At 72.4% G+C, this 17,042-nt stretch carries 15 protein-coding genes; 10 read left to right on the top strand and 5 right to left on the bottom strand.

Annotated features, from left to right (window positions below):
* The first annotated feature begins 151 nt into the window (after nt 1-151).
* The 3 genes from ACFYXM_RS03565 (at nt 152) to secD (ending at nt 4,145) form a co-directional block, all read left to right on the top strand.
* Nucleotides 152-973, top strand: a complete 822-nt coding sequence (locus ACFYXM_RS03565; protein ID WP_389286436.1) for a rod shape-determining protein MreC — start codon at nt 152-154, stop codon at nt 971-973.
* Nucleotides 974-1,047: 74 nt separating this feature from the next.
* Nucleotides 1,048-1,584, top strand: coding sequence for a hypothetical protein (locus tag ACFYXM_RS03560; protein ID WP_389286435.1), 537 nt, complete (start codon nt 1,048-1,050; stop codon nt 1,582-1,584).
* Between the two features lie 56 nt (nt 1,585-1,640).
* On the top strand, nt 1,641-4,145 hold the full coding sequence (gene secD / locus ACFYXM_RS03555) for a protein translocase subunit SecD (RefSeq protein ID WP_389286433.1): 2,505 nt from the start codon (nt 1,641-1,643) through the stop codon (nt 4,143-4,145).
* A 117-nt stretch (nt 4,146-4,262) separates the two neighbouring features.
* Here the strand turns inward: secD and ACFYXM_RS03550 are convergent, their stop codons facing one another.
* Nucleotides 4,263-5,162, bottom strand: a complete 900-nt coding sequence (locus ACFYXM_RS03550; RefSeq protein ID WP_389286432.1) for a helix-turn-helix domain-containing protein — start codon at nt 5,160-5,162, stop codon at nt 4,263-4,265.
* 63 nt (nt 5,163-5,225) lie between these two features.
* Between ACFYXM_RS03550 and ACFYXM_RS03545 the strand changes: the two genes are divergently transcribed.
* Nucleotides 5,226-5,531 carry a 4a-hydroxytetrahydrobiopterin dehydratase gene (locus tag ACFYXM_RS03545; RefSeq protein ID WP_073781495.1) on the top strand — a complete coding sequence of 102 codons (306 nt, stop codon included), beginning with the start codon at nt 5,226-5,228 and terminating at the stop codon, nt 5,529-5,531.
* 100 nt (nt 5,532-5,631) lie between these two features.
* On the opposite strand, the gene ACFYXM_RS03540 is transcribed toward ACFYXM_RS03545, so the two are convergent.
* Complete coding sequence (locus tag ACFYXM_RS03540; RefSeq protein WP_389286430.1) at nt 5,632-6,405, bottom strand: LysR family transcriptional regulator; 774 nt, start codon at nt 6,403-6,405, stop codon at nt 5,632-5,634.
* Between ACFYXM_RS03540 and ACFYXM_RS03535 the strand changes: the two genes are divergently transcribed.
* The gene (locus ACFYXM_RS03535; protein ID WP_389286429.1) at nt 6,404-7,354 is read left to right on the top strand and encodes a class I SAM-dependent methyltransferase; all 951 of its coding nucleotides are present in this window, start codon (nt 6,404-6,406) and stop codon (nt 7,352-7,354) included. The two genes, ACFYXM_RS03540 and ACFYXM_RS03535, sit on opposite strands and share 2 nt — an antisense overlap.
* Nucleotides 7,355-8,019: 665 nt before the next feature.
* Nucleotides 8,020-8,640, top strand: a complete 621-nt coding sequence (locus ACFYXM_RS03530; RefSeq protein ID WP_389286428.1) for a hypothetical protein — start codon at nt 8,020-8,022, stop codon at nt 8,638-8,640.
* Nucleotides 8,641-9,216: 576 nt separating this feature from the next.
* Here ACFYXM_RS03530 and ACFYXM_RS03525 read toward each other — a convergent pair.
* On the bottom strand, nt 9,217-10,053 hold the full coding sequence (locus tag ACFYXM_RS03525; RefSeq protein ID WP_389286426.1) for an aldo/keto reductase: 837 nt from the start codon (nt 10,051-10,053) through the stop codon (nt 9,217-9,219).
* Between the two features lie 417 nt (nt 10,054-10,470).
* On the opposite strand from ACFYXM_RS03525, the gene ACFYXM_RS03520 reads away from it, so the two are divergent.
* The 3 genes from ACFYXM_RS03520 (at nt 10,471) to ACFYXM_RS03510 (ending at nt 12,625) form a co-directional block, all read left to right on the top strand.
* On the top strand, nt 10,471-10,830 hold the full coding sequence (locus ACFYXM_RS03520) for a hypothetical protein (protein ID WP_389286425.1): 360 nt from the start codon (nt 10,471-10,473) through the stop codon (nt 10,828-10,830).
* Between the two features lie 9 nt (nt 10,831-10,839).
* On the top strand, nt 10,840-12,108 hold the full coding sequence (locus ACFYXM_RS03515) for a glycosyl hydrolase family 8 (protein ID WP_389286424.1): 1,269 nt from the start codon (nt 10,840-10,842) through the stop codon (nt 12,106-12,108).
* A gap of 223 nt (nt 12,109-12,331) precedes the next feature.
* Nucleotides 12,332-12,625, top strand: coding sequence for a hypothetical protein (locus tag ACFYXM_RS03510; RefSeq protein WP_389286422.1), 294 nt, complete (start codon nt 12,332-12,334; stop codon nt 12,623-12,625).
* A 50-nt stretch (nt 12,626-12,675) separates the two neighbouring features.
* Here ACFYXM_RS03510 and ACFYXM_RS03505 read toward each other — a convergent pair whose 3' ends face one another.
* The gene (locus ACFYXM_RS03505) at nt 12,676-14,475 is read right to left on the bottom strand and encodes an AMP-dependent synthetase/ligase (RefSeq protein ID WP_389286420.1); all 1,800 of its coding nucleotides are present in this window, start codon (nt 14,473-14,475) and stop codon (nt 12,676-12,678) included.
* A 273-nt stretch (nt 14,476-14,748) separates the two neighbouring features.
* Nucleotides 14,749-15,711 carry a LysR family transcriptional regulator gene (locus ACFYXM_RS03500; RefSeq protein WP_389286418.1) on the bottom strand — a complete coding sequence of 321 codons (963 nt, stop codon included), beginning with the start codon at nt 15,709-15,711 and terminating at the stop codon, nt 14,749-14,751.
* Nucleotides 15,712-15,830: 119 nt separating this feature from the next.
* On the opposite strand from ACFYXM_RS03500, the gene ACFYXM_RS03495 reads away from it, so the two are divergent.
* Entirely contained in the window at nt 15,831-16,949 is a 1,119-nt protein-coding gene (locus ACFYXM_RS03495; protein WP_389286416.1) for a bile acid:sodium symporter family protein, read from the top strand.
* The last annotated feature ends 93 nt before the right edge of the window (nt 16,950-17,042 follow it).

The raw sequence follows: 17,042 nt of genomic DNA, 5'->3' as shown, positions 1-17,042 counted from the left end.
GAAGCGGGCGGCGGCGCCCGAGCCCTTCGATTTTGCCCGAGAGTGGCTTTCTTTGCCTCCCTATTGCATAGTGAGGGCTCGGCCACGCCTTGCTGTCAGCGGGTGCGTGGGTGGGTGCTACGGCTGCTCCGGCAGACCCGGGGGAGGGACGATGCGTTCGCTGCACGACGGACCGCGGATCGACCGGTCCTTCCACCGGGAATTTCGGGGCGTCACCCGCGGCCTCGCCCTCGATCTCGGCAGCTCCGGCACCCGTGCCTGGATGCCCGGGCACGGCGTCGTCGCCGACGCCGCCTGCGCCGGAGCCGCCGACGGGCCGGGGCACGGGCGCCCGGTGCGCCGGGGACGCATCGTCGACCCGGTGTCCTGCGGGCGGATGCTCGGCCGCATCGCCGACACGGCCCTGGGGCCGGACCGCAGCGGCACCGTGATCGTGCTCAGCCATCCCGTTCTCGCCGGTGCCGAGCACCGTGCCGCCGCGAGGGAGGCGGCCGCCTCCCTGGGGCCGACCCGGGTCATCGCCCTGGACAGCGCGAGGGCCGCCGCTGCGTGTGCCGCGCCGCAGGATGGCGGCCCGCTGCTCGTCGTCGACATCGGCGCCGAACTGACGGAGGCGACGCTCCTGGTCGGCGGACGGATCCGCGACGCCCGCCAGGCCGAGACGGGACTCAGCGACCTCGGCCCCGGGGAGCCGCCCACCGCCGTCGTCCGCACCGTCCTCGACATGGTCCTGGACATGTGGCAGCAGGACCGGCATGGCGCCGTCCTGGGCGCCCTGCGCAAGGGCCCGCTGCTCGCGGGCGGCGGTGCCGCACGCCTCGACGTCACCAACCGGATAGCGGTCCGGCTCGGCGCTCCGGTGCGTCTCGTCGACGACCCGGCCACCACCGTCGTGCGCGGCGCCGGACTGATCCTCAACTCGGTGCTCCGCCGGGCGGCCACGGCGCCCGCGCTGTCGGGCCGACACAGGTGACCCCCCTCCCGGGGCCGCCCCCGGGGAACGCGCCCCCGGGGGCCCGGCCGGACACCCCGGCACACCGCGGCCACGTGCGGGCGGGCCGTCGACTCCTCACGTCCCTGCTGTTCGCCGTGCTCACCGTCGTGGGCGGCGCGCCCGCGGCGGCCGGAGCCCTGTACGCGGGGGGACCGTTCGCCGGTGCGCCGCCTCCCGCCGCGCGGGCGCCCGAAGCCCGTCAACCGATCCCGCACACCGACCGGACCGCCCGCACGGTCACCGTCCACGACTCCCGCCGCGCCCGCACGGTCACAGCCACCGACGGCCACCGGCCCGCGCCCACCACCGGACCCGGACCCGGGCCCGGGCCCCGGGCCGGTGCCGAGCACAACCGCGCCCCGCAGCAGCTCCCGCCGTCCGACTCCGACGTCCTGCTGCCCGGCGCACCAGGCATCCGTACCCCGCACCTCCAGCCGCGTCCGGTGCCCGCCGCACTCTCGCGCACCATCGACCGTTTCCGCGTCGCGCTTCCCGGCGTACGCGGGCCTCCGAGGACGGCCGTCCACCGGCCACCCGCTCCGGTACGGGTTTCGACCCCCGCCCGGCCACCCGTGGCCCCGTCCCACTAACCGCCGTCCCGTTCTCGCCGAGCCGAGGGCGCACGGCGCCCCCTCGGAGGAAACCCATGACTCGCGCCACCACGGTGCGAGCGGTGCTGGCTGCCGCCGTGCTGCTCGTCTCCGTGTTCATCACGCTGAACAAGTCACCCAGACTCGGCCTCGACCTTCAGGGCGGCACCAGAATGGTGCTCCAGGCCAAGGACTCGGACACCGCGAAGGCGGACCGGGAGAGCACCGACCGCACCCTGGAGGTGCTCCGCCAGCGCATCGACTCGCTGGGTGTCGCCGAGCCGACCCTGACCCGTTCCGGCGAGGACCGGATCATCGTCGAACTGCCGGACGTCCAGGACCCGCGCAAGGCCGCCGAGGTCATCGGCAAGACCGCTCAGCTCAGCTTCCACGCCGTCCAGGGCCCCGGCACCGAGGCCGACGCGGGAACGTCCGGCACGAAGGCCGGCGGGACCGGGGACGGCAAGTCCGAGGGCGAGTCCGACGACAAGGCGGACACCGGGAACGAGGCCGGGGACACCGCGGAGAAGGCCACAGCGGACAAGAAGGCCGAGGACGGCCGGAAGGCCGACCGGACGAAGGGCGACGGCGAGAAGAAGGACGAGGACGGGAAGCCGGGCGGCAAGAGGGCGGACGGCGGGCTGACGCTCCCCGACGAACAGGGCCGTCTCCTCGACCTGGGCCCGGCCCGGCTGTCCGGCGCGGGCGTCAAGGCGGCCACCGCCTCGTTCGACGCCCAGCAGGGCGCCGGCTGGACCGTCTCGCTCGACTTCCACAAGGAGGCGGGACGGGACTGGACCCGGCTGACCGGCGAAGCCGCGTGCAACCCCGTCCAGGACGACCGCCGCCGCGTCGCCATCGTCCTCGACCAGCAGATCATCTCCTCGCCCCAGGTGTCCCCGTCGGTCGCCTGCGGCGTCGGTCTGCCGTCCGGTTCCACCCAGATCACGGGTTCGTTCAGCGACGAGGAGGCCCGTGAACTGGCCCTGCTGATCGAAGGCGGCGCCCTGCCGCTCCCCGTCGAGATCGTCGAACAGCGCACCGTCGGCCCGACGCTCGGTGCCGCCGCCATCGACGCCAGCGCACGCGCCGCCGTCATCGGTGCCGCGGCCACCGCGCTCTTCATCACCATCGTCTACCGGCTCTTCGGCGCGCTCGCCGCCGTCGCGCTCGCCGCGTACGGTCTGATCTCCTACGCCGCCCTGGTCGCCCTCGGTGTCACGCTCACCCTTCCCGGCCTCGCGGGGTTCGTGCTGGCCATCGGCATGGCGGTCGACGCCAACGTGCTCGTCTTCGAACGCGCCAGAGAGGAGCACGAACAACATCCGAACCGCTCGCTCCGCACCTCGCTGACCGCCGGGTTCCGCGGCGCGTGGAGCGCCGTCGCGGACTCGAACATCACCACGCTGATCGCGGCGGGGCTGCTCTTCTTCCTCGGCTCCGGGCCGGTGAAGGGCTTCGGCGTCACCCTCGCCATCGGCGTGATCGCCTCGATGTTCTCCGCGCTCGTCATCGCCCGCGCGCTCACCGACATCGCCGCGGGGTCCCGCTTCGTCACCTCCCGGCGCGGACTCAACGGCATCGCCAGCCCCGGCCGGGTGCGCACCTGGCTGACCCGTCGCGACCCCCAGCTGATGCGCTCCCCGCGTCGCTGGCTGCTGATCTCCACGTCGCTGGTGGTCGTCGCGGTCCTCGGCATCGTCGTACGCGGCGTCAACCTCGGGGTCGAGTTCACCGGCGGCCGGCTCGTCGAGTACTCGACGAGCAAGCCCGTGGACGTGGAACGCGCCCGGACCCTCCTGGCGGACGCGGGATTCCCCGACACCGAGGTCACCACTGCGGGCTCCGGCGACCTCTCCGTACGCACCGGGAAGCTCGACAACGACGGCGAGCACACCCTGCGCGCGGCCCTCGCCAAGGAGGGCGGCGAGACCACCAAGGTCCGCGACGAGCTGATCGGTCCCAGCCTCGGCGAGGAACTGCGGCGCAACGCCCTGATCGCGCTCGCCATCGCCGTCCTCGTCCAACTGGCCTACCTGGTGGCCCGGTTCCGCTGGACGTTCGCCCTGGGAGCGGTCGGGGCGCTGGTCCACGACGTCATCATCGTGATCGGTGCCTTCGCCTGGCTCGGGCGCACCGTCGACGGCGTCTTCCTCGCCGCTCTCCTCACCGTCATCGGGTATTCCGTCAACGACTCCGTGGTGGTCTTCGACCGGGTGCGGGAACTGTGGGCGAAGGCCCGTCGCACGCCCGTCACCACGATCGCCAACCGGGCGGTGCTCCAGACCGTGCCCAGAACCGTCAACACGGGCATGGGCGCCCTCTTCATCCTGACCGCACTCGCCGTGCTCGGCGGCGACTCGCTCGCGGACTTCGCCCTCGCCCTGCTGATCGGGGTCTGCGTCGGGACGTACTCCTCGGTGATGACCGCCGTGCCGGTCGCGCTCCTGCTGGAACGCAGCAGCAAGGCCCCGCCGCCCGCCCGGAAGCGGTCCCCCGGACGCCGCTCCGGCAAGCGGACGGCACAGCGGGATCCGTTCGACAACGGAGCACGCGTGTAGCGGCTCCGACCGGGCCGGACGGCCCTGCCCGCCCCCTTCCCGCAACCGGTGATCCGGCCCCCCGGGAAGGGGGCGGCGCGCGTCGGCCGGGGCACCACGTCCCGGCCCGCCCGGCCGTCAGGAGGCGAGAGACCGCAGAAGATCGGCGGTCGCCCGGTCGGCGGGCAGGAACGTCTCGATGGCCAGCTCGGCCACCGTCACGTCCATCGGCGTGTTGAAGGTCGCGATGGACGAGATGAACGAGAGCACCCGGCCGCCGTGCTCGATACGCAACGGCAACGCGAACGCAGGGGCGGCAGACGCGGCCCGTGCCGCGTCGATCGCTCGATCCGCGCTCCCGACGGACCCGGTCGGCCCGTCCGCGCTCCCGGCCGCCGCGTCCGCGTTCCCGGTCGGTCCGGGGCCCTCCGGCCCGTCCGCACGCTCCGGTGGCGGGTAGCCGGCGACCTCCTCGTACAGTTCGCGCAGCTCCGCCGACCGGGCCAGGGCGATCTGGCGCCTCATCTGCGCGAGCAGATCGGCCCGCCACTCGCGGAGGTTGCGGATGCGCGGGGCCAGGCCCTCCGGGTGGAGCGTGAGCCGCATCGCGTTCAACGGGGGCACCAGCAGATGCCCGGCCACCCCCTCCAGCAGCATCTCGACCCCCCGGTTGGCCGCCACCACGTCGTACACGCCGTCGACGACCAGCGCCGGATACGGGTCGTACCCCTGGAGCAGCCGCTCCATCCCCTCGCGCACCGGGGCCAGCGCGGGATCGTCGAACGCGGTCTGCGCGTACCGCGGCGCGTAGCCGGCCATCACCAGCAGGGCGTTGCGTTCCCTGACCGGGACGTCGAGGTGTTCCGCCAGACGCAGGACCATCTCCTCACTGGGCCGGGAGCGGCCCGTCTCGATGAAGGAGATGTGACGGGAGGAGGAGTCGGCACGGAGCGCCAGCTCCAGCTGGCTGATCCGCCGCTGCTCCCGCCAACGGCGCAGCAGCGGCCCTACCCCCGTGTCAGACGCGACAGTTGTCATACCCAGACCGTAACGTCACCGGCACCGCCGACCGGAACCGACCGCTCGTGAGGGAGTCGCAGCATGCCCGCCGAACCACTGTCGCGCCAGGAGATCGAGGAACGGCTGGGCGACCTGCCCGGCTGGTCGCTGGAGGGTGACCGGATCACCTGCACCTACCGCCTGCGTACGCACTTCGCGGCCCTCGGGCTGACCGTGCACGTGGCACAGATCCAGGACGAGCTGAACCACCACTCAGATCTGACCCTCGGATACAACACCGTCACCCTGTCCGTGAACACCCACGACGCCGGGGGCGTGGTCACCGAGCACGATCTGAACCTCGCCGCACGGGTGGCGGCGATCGCGGGCGGGCACGGCGTGCGGTAGCCGCCCGGGGTGGGGCCCGGGACCCTCGTGTCCCGGGGGCCGGGCACGGCAGCCGGGGCCGGACACGGTCGCGGGGCCCGGGACACGAGGGCGGGGGTGGTCATCCCGCTGCGCCGAACCCCGGATGCGTGGCCGGCCACCCCGAGTAGCTCTCGCTGCGTCCCACCGCGTCCGCGTACGCCGACACCGTGTGCCCGCTCACCGCGCCGGCCGCCGACACGGCCGCCGCGGAACGCGGGTGCCGGCCCAGCAGATGGCGCCGGCTCAGCGGGGCGCCCGCGAGCGTGCGGGTCACGAAGACCGGGTCGACCCCGATCACCTGCCAGGTCAAGCGGTCGCTCGCGGGCGGCGGGCTCTCGCCGCAGACCCCGATGAGCGCGAAGTGCAGGCGCCCGTCGGCCAGTTGGGAGGCGACCTCGGCCTCCGACCACGAGGTGCACGTCGACACCGGGGCGTTCGGGTGGGCGGTGACCAGACGATCGACGAGGCCGCCCAGCAACGGGCCGTGCGTGCCGCCGAGCCGGAAGCGCTCCATCGGGCCGCAGGCGTTGGCGAACCGCACCGCCTCCTGCTGGAGTTCACTGACCGCGGGCAGCACCAACCGGGCCCGTTCGAGCACCAGCTCACCGAGGGGTGCGGGCCGGGCGCCGGTGTGGTTCCGCTCGAAGAGCGGACCGCCGGGCGCCTTCCCGATCCGTCGCAACTGCGTGCTCGGCGCGGGCTGGGCAAGCCCGAGGGCCGCGGCCGCCTTCGTAAGGCTTCCGGTGCCGGCGATGGAACGTACGGCACGGGCCCGGGAGCACCGGAACGACGCTTTGCCGAAGCGGCAAGGAAGCTTGCCGAGCGGGCAGAAGTGTGGCGACGCTGTCCCCATGAGCCAACACAACGGACACGGTCATCGCCACGACGCCACCCACGCCGCGCACGGCCACGGGCACGGCGTGGCCCCGGGCCGTCATCACGGTGACGCCGACTTCGACTGGGACGCCATGGCCCCGATCCTGGAGCGGGAGGGCGAACTGTGCCGCCCGCAGTACGAGGCGGCGGCCCGCTGGATCGCCGGACTGCCCACGGCCGCGGAAACGCGCCGGATCCTGGACATCGGCAGCGGGCCCGGCGTTATCACCTGCCTGCTGGCCGAGGTGTTCCCCGAGGCGGAGGTCGTCGCCGTCGACGGCACCGAGGCCCTTCTGGACCGCGCCCGGGACCGTGCCGAACGGCTCGGCCTCGGCGACCGCGTCGGCACGTGCCGGGCCGGCCTTCCCGACGACCTCGACCGACTGGGGGAGGCGGACCTGATCTGGGCGGGCAACTCCCTGCACCACATGGGCGACCAGGGCGCCGTCCTCGCCGGGTTCGCCGCGCTGCTGCGCCCCGGCGGCACCGTCGCCCTGGTCGAGGGCGGGCTGGCGGCCCGTCACCTGCCGCGCGACACGGGCATGGGGCGGCCCGGGCTGGAGGCCAGGATCGAAGCGGCCACGGCGAACTGGTTCGAGTCGATGCGGGCCTCCCTGCCCGGCTCCAGGCGCGAGACCGAGGACTGGAGCGCTCTGCTCGACGCGGCGGGACTGCGCCCGCACGGCACCCGCAGCTTCCTGCTCGACCTCCCGGCGCCGCTGCCCGAACCGGCGCGCGACCATGTCGTCGCGGAGTTCACCCGGCGCCGCGAGATGCTCGAAGACGTCCTCGAGGCCGAGGACATCGCGGTGCTCGACCGGCTGCTCGACCCCGAGGACCCGGCCGGACTGCGCCGTCGCCCCGACGTCTTCCTGCTCATGGCGCGCACGGTGCATCTGGGCCGGCGGGGCGGCCCCGCCCGGTAGAGGCTGAGCACTGCCGGGCACGACGGGCCGGGAGGGGTGGTCGATGAGGCCGCGCCTCCCGGCCCGGCGCGCTGCGAGCGGCCGCGCCGGCTGCGGCCGGAATGGAGAAAGGGGGTGCCGGGAGGGGAATGCCGGCCGGGAACGCCGGTTTCCGATGCTCGAAAAAGCCCGCGCGAAGGGTATTCCTCCCTGCGACAGAGGGGCTGTTCCTCGAATGGCCGCACGGTCCGCACCGTGTCAACAAAAGACACGCTGCCGCAGGGGTGAGCAGGTATCAGAAAGTCCCCTGTACAGGCTAAGGGCTGTCCCGTCATCCCTGGCGGGCGCGCGACGACAGCTGCGGCACCTCGCCGCGTTGTCGGAACGTCCGCATACATCCAGTATGCGGACGCCCCTCCGCCTTGCGATGCACCACATCCGACGCCGCGCTCTGGTCCGCCACGGATTACGGGACAGCCCTTAACTGCACATCAATTATCCGTTCTATCAGGAAGGTTGGTTCGAATTCGGCCGGTGCGGAAATGGCATATGGCCCATCTCGTGTACCCCGATCGGAGTGCCGGCATCGCCCTTCGACGTGTCCGGTATGACAAGTGTGACAAACCGTAAGTACTTTCATTCCGGGTCGACTGCTCAGCCGGCCTCTCTGCGGAAGGAGAAGCGACATGGTTACTCGTTCCACGATGGTCACGGCAGCTGCCGCGGCTGCCGCGGCCATGGCCGCCACAGGTATCACGTACGCCTCGGCCGCCACCTTCGGGCAGGTCCAGGGAGCCCCGGTCGTTCAGCAGGCCGCTCCCGTTTCGGTTCCCGAGGGCGGCGACTCGGGCAAGGGCAATGAAGGCAAGGGCAACGAGGGCAGGGGTAACGAGGGCAGGGGCTACGGCGGCGGCCACGAGAAGAAGCGCCACCACCGGCACCACCACCACGAGGGGCGCATCCACATCAACGAGCGCACCTACTCCGACGAGCGCGGTGGCTGCGTGACCGTGATCAGCGGGCTCGGGTCCAAGAGCCTCAACATCCGCAACGAGAGCCGCCGGACCGTCGAGGTCTTCCGGGGCGTCACCTGCGACAACGGCGCCCCCATCGCCACCGTCGGGCCGTGGAGCTCCAGCGACGGCGTCCGCCCGGGCCGCGTCGAGGGCGGCGTGCGCGTCGAGAACGGCGTGGTCGGCAGCTTCCGTGTGATCGAGCGCCACCACGGCGGTCACGGCGGCTACGACGGCGGCTACGACGGCGGCTACGACGACTACGACGACTACGGGTACGGCGAGGAGTGGTGACGGTCGCGGACCCGGCGCGATGATGGTCGCGGGTCCGACGTAGAACCCCGGCCCGCCGGAATCGGGCCGGGGTTCCAGTCAGGGCATCCGGGGTCGTTGTCCCGGTCCCGGATGCCCACACCTGAAAACGCCTGACTACTACATCCACCTGCCTCGCCATACTAAAGCCGGACGGTGAGGCACTGCCAGCCGACCGCAGCGGCCGCGCCGCGTGCGGCCTTCGGCTCGTGGCACTCGGCCGCGGCCCCGGGAGGGGGTCGTGGCCGGGGCGGCCGAACGTGGTGCCGGCGCGGCAGACGCCGCCCACGTCCCGGCCGTCAGGCCCCGACCGGTCGCGCGCACGGCACGGACCGGCGGATGCCGACCCCCCTCCCGGCGTTCTCGCCGCGGAGGGGTGAAGTCCGGGCGGCGCGGTCATCGGTCCGCTTTGTCGACCCCCGCCGCACCGGTACGCGGATGCCCCTGTGGCGCCGCGTGTCTCCAGGGGCGGGCCGTCGCCCGGTCGGGCGACGGCCCGTGTGGCCGTCCGGACCGTGCTCCCGGCGGCCCGCGCGGTCAGTGGCGCGGCGAAAACGCTCAGGCGCCGACGTGGAAATCGGCCGGATCCGGGCCGAGGCGCTTGCCCTCGTCCAGTGCGGCGATCGCGGCGAGGTCGTCGGCGTCCAGCTCGAAGCCGAACACGTCGATGTTCTCGACGATCCGCGACGGCGTCACGGACTTCGGGATCACCACGTTGCCCGTCTGGATGTGCCAGCGGAGCACCACCTGGGCGGGCGTGCGGCCGTGCTTCTGAGCGATCGCGACGATCGTCGGCACCTCCAGGAGGCCCCTGCCCTGCCCCAGCGGGGACCACGCCTCGGTCGCGATGCCGTGAGCGGCGTGGACGGCGCGCGACTGCGCCTGCTGGAGCTGCGGGTGGAGCTCGATCTGGTTGACGGCCGGTACCACGGACGTCTCGCCGAGCAGGCGCTCCAGGTGCTCCGGGAGGAAGTTCGAGACCCCGATGGCCTTCGCGCGGCCCTCGGAGCAGATCTTCTCGAACGCCTTGTACGTGTCGACGTACGCGTCCTTCGCCGGCAGCGGCCAGTGGATCAGGTACAGGTCGACATAGTCCGTACCCAGCTTGTCGAGCGAGGCGTCGAACGCGCGCAGGGTGGAGTCGTACCCCTGCTCGGCGTTCCACAGCTTCGTCGTGATGAACAGTTCCTCGCGGGCGACACCGGAGGCCGCCACGGCCCGGCCGGTGCCCTTCTCGTTCTCGTAGATCGCGGCGGTGTCGATGCTCCGGTACCCGGACTCGATAGCTGTCGCGACCGCCTTCGCGGCCTCGTCGTCCGGCACCTGCCAGACGCCGAATCCGAGCTGCGGCATCTCGACGCCGTTGTTGAGGGTGATGGAGGGGACCTTGATCACGAGCGGTCGATCCTTACGTCGTCGGTTGGGGTTCTCATGGTCAACGATCACAGTGCGCCAGGCATTCCCGGTGGCCCGGCGCCCGGGTCGGTGACCTGTCCGGCCCATGGTCCGTCGGGCCGCGGCCGCCCGTCCGACGGTCCGGCGGTTCATCGACCGCCCGCGGCCCGGTCGGCGGACCGGCTGCCGACGAGCCGGCCGCCGGGGTCCGGCTCTGACGGCCCTGCCAGCCGGGCCCCGAGCGCGCCCCGTTGCCGTGTTTCATGCCCGAGGTGTCCGGAATCAGGCGAACTCATGTACGGAAAAAGATATTTGGGTCCGCGAGAGGCATTGACAGATCGGCCGCGAGAGAATCCCATGCAGTGATGGTTAGGAACCTTTCCTAACACGGATCTGGAATCTGGAAGGGAAACATCCGTGCGCGGTGACCGTCCCCCACGTCGTGCCGCTGCCGTACTCGCCGGCCTCAGCTGTCTGCTTCTGCCCCTGCTGGGTCACGTTCCGAGGGCGATCGCCGCCTCGGCGGCGGGTGACCGGGGTGCCGGACCCGCCCCGGCCGCCGTGAGCGACATCGAGGACACCGAGTCCGCGACGGCCGCCGTCAGGGGTGCCCACCGGCACGGCGACGCCGCCCGTCGGCATGACCCCGCGCTCTTCCCCTTCCGGTCCGTCGACCGCGACCGTGCCCGCGGATCGGGCACCGGGGCGGACGCCCGCGGCGGGGCGTCCCGGGCCTCGCACGAATCCACCGAGATCGTCGTCCAGTACCAGGGCTGAGGAGATCCCATGCGCATCACCATCAGGAAGCCGGCCGTCGGCGGAGCGGCGCTCGCCGCCGCCGGACTGCTGCTGCCGCTGCTCGGCGAGCCGTCCGCGACCGCGGTGGCGTCCGGAGCCGCGGCCGGTCCCGCGGTGCCGTTCGGCAGCCACACCTTCCCGTACGCGGCGGGAACCCTGAAGCCGTCCGGCTCCCAGTCCACGCTCGACCAGGCCGTGGTCAAGACGTACAACGCCTGGAAGTCGGCGTTCGTCAGGAAGAACTGCGGCAACGGCTGGTACGAGGTGATCTCGCCGGACGCCGACCACCCCTACGTCGCCGAGGCCCAGGGGTACGGCATGGTCATCACCGCGACGATGGCGGGTGCCGACCCGGACGCGAAGACCGTCTTCGACGGCATGGTCAAGTACGTGCTCGCGCACCCCTCGGTCAACAACTCCAACCTCCTCGCCGCCGAGCAGAACTCCTCCTGCAAGAGCGTCAACGGATCCGACTCCGCGACCGACGGCGACCTCGACGTCGCCTTCGGGCTGCTCCTCGCCGACAAACAGTGGGGATCGTCCGGCACTTACAACTACAAGGACCTCGCGGTCAAGCGCATCAACGCCATCAAGAAGAGCGAGATCAACCCGACCACCCACCTCACGCTGCTCGGCGACTGGTCGGACTCCGGGGAGTCCCACCACTGGATGACCCGCTCCTCGGACTGGATGCTCGACCACTTCCGCGCCTTCAAGAAGGCCACGGGCGACAGCACCTGGGACACCGTGCGTACCGCCCATCAGGAACTGATCACTGGTCAGCAGTCCACGTACGCGTCGAGCACCGGGCTGCTGGCGGACTTCGTCGTCAACACCAACGGCACGGCCAAGCCCGCACCGGGCGAGGTGCTGGAGGGCCCCAACGACGGCGACTACTCCTGGAACGCCTGCCGCGACCCGTGGCGCATCGGCGCCGACGCCGTCACCGGAGGGGGCGGCGCATCGCTCGCCTCGGCGCGCAAGATGAACTCCTGGATCAAATCCAGGACGGGCGGCGACCCCAACAAGATCGTCACCGGCTACCGCCTCAACGGCAGCACGTTCGACAGCGGTCACGACATGGCCTTCACCGCCCCGTTCGCCGTGGCCGCGCTGACCGACCCGGGTTCCCAGGCATGGCTCGACGCGCTCTGGAAGAAGATCGCGGGCACCTCGATCGACCCGGGCTCCTACTACGGCGGAAGCGTCCAGCTCCAGTCGATGATCGTCGCGTCCGGCAACTACTGGGTTCCCTGACGGAGGTTCGGATGCGGGTCGGAACACTCGCCACGGCACGGAGGGGAACGGCGGCCCTCGCGGTGATGCTGCTCTGCGCCGGGCCGGTGCACGCGGCACCGCGGTCCGCCGGCGCGACCGCGACCCGGTACGAGGCGGAGTCCGACGTCACGGTCACCGCACCGGACAGCACGGGAGGAACTACGGCCGGCCGGTCTGCGAGGGCAACTGCTCCACCGCCGGGATGACCAACCCCAAGAAGACCTGGAAGGTCTCCGAGGCGTCGCCCAGCGGGATCGCCGCCGTCCGCAACGTCGTCCGCATGGCCGCGCTGAGGGGCGAACGGCTGTGGCGGGTACCCATCGACGGCGAGAACCGCGGCACACCCACCGCGTACTGCGTCGGCTCCTACGGCCGGCTGCGCACGGTCACCGCGGTGCCCGGCCGGGACGAGCCGTGGCTCTCCACCACCAACTGCGACATCCACGGGAAGGAGCCGCCCGGCGCGGACAAGCTGTTCCGCGTCTCGACCACCTGAGCCACGTGCGCGGTGCCGTACCGCCGGGTCACGGCACTGCGCACCGTGCCTCAGCGGTACAACGCGTCGACCTCCGCCGCGTACGCCGCCTCGATCGCCTTGCGCTTCAGCTTGAGCGAGGGGGTGAGCAGGCCGTGCTCCTCGCTGAACGGGCGCGCCAGTATCCGGAACGAACGGATCGACTCGGCCCGGGACACCGACGTGTTGGCGGCCACCACCGCGCGCCGGATCTCCGTCTCCAGACCCGGGTCGCGCACCAGCTCCTCCGGCCGGAGGAGCTTCCGGCCCTGCATGGCGAGCCAGTGCTCCACCGCGTCCTGGTCGATCGTGACCAGCGCCGCGACGTACGGCCGGTCGTTGCCGACCACCAGGCACTGCGCGACCAGCGGATGCGCCCGCACCCGCTCCTCCAGGCCGGCCGGGGACACGCTCTTGCCGCCCGACGTCACCAGGATCTCCTTCTTCCGCCCGGTGATCGTCAGATAGCCGTCCGCGTCGAGGTACCCCAGGTCCCCGGTGGCCAGCCAACCGTCGCGCAGGACCGCCGCGGTGGCCTCCGGATCGCCCAGGTAGCCCGCGAACACATGGGCGCCGTGCACCCACACCTCGCCGTCCTCCGCGATGTGCAGCGTGGTGCCCGGGACCGGCTGCCCGACCGTGCCGTACCGGGTGCGCTCCGGCGGATTGGCGGTGGTCGCGGCGGTCGACTCGGTCAGCCCGTACCCCTCGTACACGGTGACCCCCGCGCCCTCGAAGAACAGCCCGAGCCGCCGGTCCATCCCGGACCCGCCGGACATGGCGTGCCGGATGCGGCCGCCCAGCGACTCGCGCACCTTCCGGTACACGACCTTGTCGAAGAACTGGTGCTGCACACGCAGTCCGGCCGACGGCCCCGGACCGGTGCCGAAGGCCCGCGCCTCCATCGCCTCCGCGTACGTGACCGCGACGTCCACCGCCTTGTCGAACGCGCCGGCCCGCCCCTCGCTCTCGGCCCTGCGCCGGGCGGCGTCGAAGACCTTCTCGAAGACGTACGGCACGGCGAGGACGAACGTCGGCCGGAACGAGACCAGGTCCGGCATCAGGGCCTTCGCCGACAGGTCCGGCTGGTGGCCCAGCTTCACCCGGCCGCGGACCGCCGCGACCTCGACCATGCGGCCGAAGACGTGTGCCAGCGGCAGGAACAGCAGGGTGGCCGCCTCGTCGCCCGGCCGGGACCGGAAGACCGACTGCCAGCGGGAGGCCATGGTGTCCGTCTCGAACATGAAGTTGGCGTGCGTGAGCACGCAGCCTCTCGGCCGTCCCGTGGTCCCGGAGGTGTAGATGACGGTCGCCACCGATTCGGGGGTCACCGCGCGCCGGTGGCGGTGCACGACCTCGTCCTCGACCCGGCCGCCCGCGTCGACCAGCTCGGCCACCGCGTCGGCGTCGAGTTGCCAGAGACGCTTGACGCCGGGCAGCCGGTCGATCACCGACGCCACCGTCATCGCGTGGTCCTCGTGCTCGACCATGACGGCGGACACGTCCGCGTCATGCAGCATCCAGCGGACCTGCTCGGCCGAGGACGTCGGATACACGGGCACGGACTGGGCCCCGACCGACCACAGCGCGAAGTCGAAGAGCGTCCACTCGTAGCAGGTGCGGGACATCAGAGCCACCCGGTCGCCGAACCGGACGCCGTGCGCGATCAGCCCCCTGGCCAGCGCCAGCACCTCGTCGCGGAACGCCGCCGCGGTGACATCCCGCCAGATTCCGTTCGCGTCCTTGCGGCCCAGGGCGATCCGGTCGGGCTCGTCCTCGGCGTATTCGAACACCACGTCGGCCAGTCCGCCCACGAGAGGAGCGGCCGCCATGGGTGGGACAGTGAAATCGCGCAATGACCTGCTCCTCGTGGCGCTCCGCACAGCGCCGCGACGGTACCCCAACGGGCGGCCCGGCGGGAGGGGCCCGGACCGGTGGGCGACGCCGCCCCCGCACGGGCCGACCACCGATATCCGGCCAGATGGGCAAGGCCCGGACGCGGGCGAGACCGCTGATCCACTCCCTATTGCTCCCCCAGGTCGTAAGGGGCCGGCGCCGGAATCTCCACCGAATCCGTACGCGGGGATCACGCACGTACGCGACGATCACCCACCTTCGGGGCGGATGTGCTCATGTTCGGGCCGGATGCGGGGGATACCGGGGTATTGGTCCGGGCCGGCCCGGTCCGGCGTGCGGATCAGCCGGTCGGCGCCCGTCAGGATCGCCGCTGCCAGGGCGTCGGCGGCCTCCTGCGATCCGCCGGCCCCCGGCGCCCCGTCCCCGCGGCGGCCGTGCAGCAGGACGAAGTCCACACCGCCCAGATCGGGCAGGGCGGATCTGGGCGGCAGCGGTGCCAGGCCGGGCGGGACCAGGCCCCGGCTGTGGGCCATCACGCCGAGCCCGGCACGGGCCGCCGCGACCAGACCGTTGAGGCTCGTACTCGTGCACGCGATCCGCCAGGACCTGCCGTGCCGCTCCAGGACCTCCAGGGCGCGGGCCCGGGTGATGCCGGGCGGCGGGTACAGCACCAGCGGAACCGGACGGTCCGGGTCGATCCGCAGGCGCGGCGCGCCGATCCAGGTCAGCGCGTCCCGCCAGACCAGTTCGCCGTGCGTGTCTCCGGTGCGCCGCTTGGCGAGCACCAGATCGAGCCGGCCCGCCGCCAGACGCTGGTGCAGGATCCCGGAGAGCTCCACCGTCAGCTCCAGCTCCACCTCCGGATGATCTCGGCGGAAGGACTCCAGGATCTCCGGCAGCCGCGTCAGGACGAAGTCCTCGGAGGCCCCGAACCGCAGCCGCCCCCGCAGCCGCGTCCCTGCGAAGAAGGCCGCGGCCCGCTCGTGGGCCTCCCATATCGTCCGGGCGAAGCCGAGCATCGCCTCGCCGTCCGGGGTGAGATCGACCCGGTGGGTGTCGCGGGTGAACAACGGCCGCCCCGTCGCGTCCTCCAGACGCCGTACGTGCTGGCTCACCGTGGACTGCCGCACCCCCAGCCGACGGGCGGCCTGGGTGAAGCTCAGGGTCTGGGCGACGGCGAGAAACGTCCGGAGCTGCGCGGGGTCGTACATGGAAACCCAGGCTATCGCGAATCGTGATGACAGTGAGAGTGGTATACGGGATTCCCGATCGCCCCGGCGCTCAGCAGGATGGGAGGGCACGAACGGACCCGAGAGAACGCGTGGAGCACATGAGCCGCCGCACCCCGAGGCTGCCGTCCTGGCCGCCGGTCGACCCGTACGTCCTGGCGCTGATCGGCACGGTCGCGGTCGCGGCGATACTGCCCGCATCCGGGGCCGCCGCGGACGTCGCGGGCGGCGCCTCGACCGGAGCGATCGCGCTTCTCTTCTTCCTGTACGGCGCCCGCCTCTCCACCACCGAGGCCGTCGACGGCCTCAAGCACTGGCGGCTCCACCTCACCGTCCTGGCCTGCACCTTCGTGGCGTTCCCACTGCTCGGGCTGGCGGCGCGGGGACTGGTGCCGTACGTCCTGACGCCGCAGCTCCACAGCGGCTTCCTCTTCCTCTGCCTCGTCCCCTCGACCGTCCAGTCCTCGATCGCCTTCACCTCCATCGCCCGCGGCAACGTGCCCGCGGCGATCTGCGCGGGCTCCTTCTCCTCGATCGCCGGGATCTTCCTCACCCCGCTGCTCGCCGCGGCGCTGCTCGGCAACAGCGGCGGCGGCTTCTCGGCGGACGCGCTGTTGGGAATCGGGGTCCAGCTGCTGCTGCCGTTCGTGGCCGGGCAGCTGCTGCGCCGCTGGATCAACGGCTTCCTCACCCGCCACAAGAAGATCCTCGGCTACGTCGACCGCGGCTCGATCCTGCTCGTCGTCTACACGGCGTTCAGCGAGGGCATGGTCACCGGCATCTGGCACCAGGTCACCCCGGCCCGGCTCGGGGCGCTGCTCGGCGCCGAGGCGCTGCTGCTCGCGCTGATGCTGACGCTGACCTGGTACGGGGCGAAGCGGCTGGGGTTCGACCGGGAGGACCGGATCGCCGTCCAGTTCGCCGGATCGAAGAAGAGCCTCGCCTCCGGGCTGCCGATGGCGAGCGTGCTCTTCGGCGCGCAGGCGTCCTACGCCGTGCTGCCGCTGATGCTCTTCCACCAGATGCAGCTGATGGTGTGCGCGGTGCTCGCCAGACGCCGCTCGCGCGATGTGCCCGAGGCGGCCCCGGGGCCGGCGGGATCGCCCGTGGAGCGTGCGGAGGCGCCCGTGGGGCCTGCGGGGACGTCCGCTGCGCCGGGGACCGGTGAGGAGCCGGGCCGGCGGCGGGACGGTGCGGTGGCCGAGGGGGCCTCGACCTGACGCGGGGCCCGTCGGCCGGGGGACACGGCCGGAGCGCCGGCCCGGCGGCGGGCCGCGACCGGCGGATCGCGACCGGTTCCGGCCGGTTCCCTC

The organism is Streptomyces sp. NPDC002476, from assembly GCF_042889785.1.
Classification (GTDB): domain Bacteria; phylum Actinomycetota; class Actinomycetes; order Streptomycetales; family Streptomycetaceae; genus Streptomyces.
This window is presented reverse-complemented; position numbering and strand designations above follow the sequence as displayed.

Coding starts and splice junctions, on each gene's coding strand:
- ACFYXM_RS03500 (WP_389286418.1), bottom strand. CDS start 15,711: ATGTACGACCCCGCGCAGCTCCGGACGTTTCTCGCCGTCGCCCAGACC.
- ACFYXM_RS03495 (WP_389286416.1), top strand. CDS start 15,831: ATGAGCCGCCGCACCCCGAGGCTGCCGTCCTGGCCGCCGGTCGACCCG.
- ACFYXM_RS03550 (WP_389286432.1), bottom strand. CDS start 5,162: ATGACAACTGTCGCGTCTGACACGGGGGTAGGGCCGCTGCTGCGCCGT.
- ACFYXM_RS03540 (WP_389286430.1), bottom strand. CDS start 6,405: ATGGGGACAGCGTCGCCACACTTCTGCCCGCTCGGCAAGCTTCCTTGC.
- secD (WP_389286433.1), top strand. CDS start 1,641: ATGACTCGCGCCACCACGGTGCGAGCGGTGCTGGCTGCCGCCGTGCTG.
- ACFYXM_RS03565 (WP_389286436.1), top strand. CDS start 152: ATGCGTTCGCTGCACGACGGACCGCGGATCGACCGGTCCTTCCACCGG.
- ACFYXM_RS03515 (WP_389286424.1), top strand. CDS start 10,840: ATGCGCATCACCATCAGGAAGCCGGCCGTCGGCGGAGCGGCGCTCGCC.
- ACFYXM_RS03535 (WP_389286429.1), top strand. CDS start 6,404: ATGAGCCAACACAACGGACACGGTCATCGCCACGACGCCACCCACGCC.
- ACFYXM_RS03530 (WP_389286428.1), top strand. CDS start 8,020: ATGGTTACTCGTTCCACGATGGTCACGGCAGCTGCCGCGGCTGCCGCG.
- ACFYXM_RS03545 (WP_073781495.1), top strand. CDS start 5,226: ATGCCCGCCGAACCACTGTCGCGCCAGGAGATCGAGGAACGGCTGGGC.
- ACFYXM_RS03505 (WP_389286420.1), bottom strand. CDS start 14,475: ATGGCGGCCGCTCCTCTCGTGGGCGGACTGGCCGACGTGGTGTTCGAA.
- ACFYXM_RS03510 (WP_389286422.1), top strand. CDS start 12,332: ATGACCAACCCCAAGAAGACCTGGAAGGTCTCCGAGGCGTCGCCCAGC.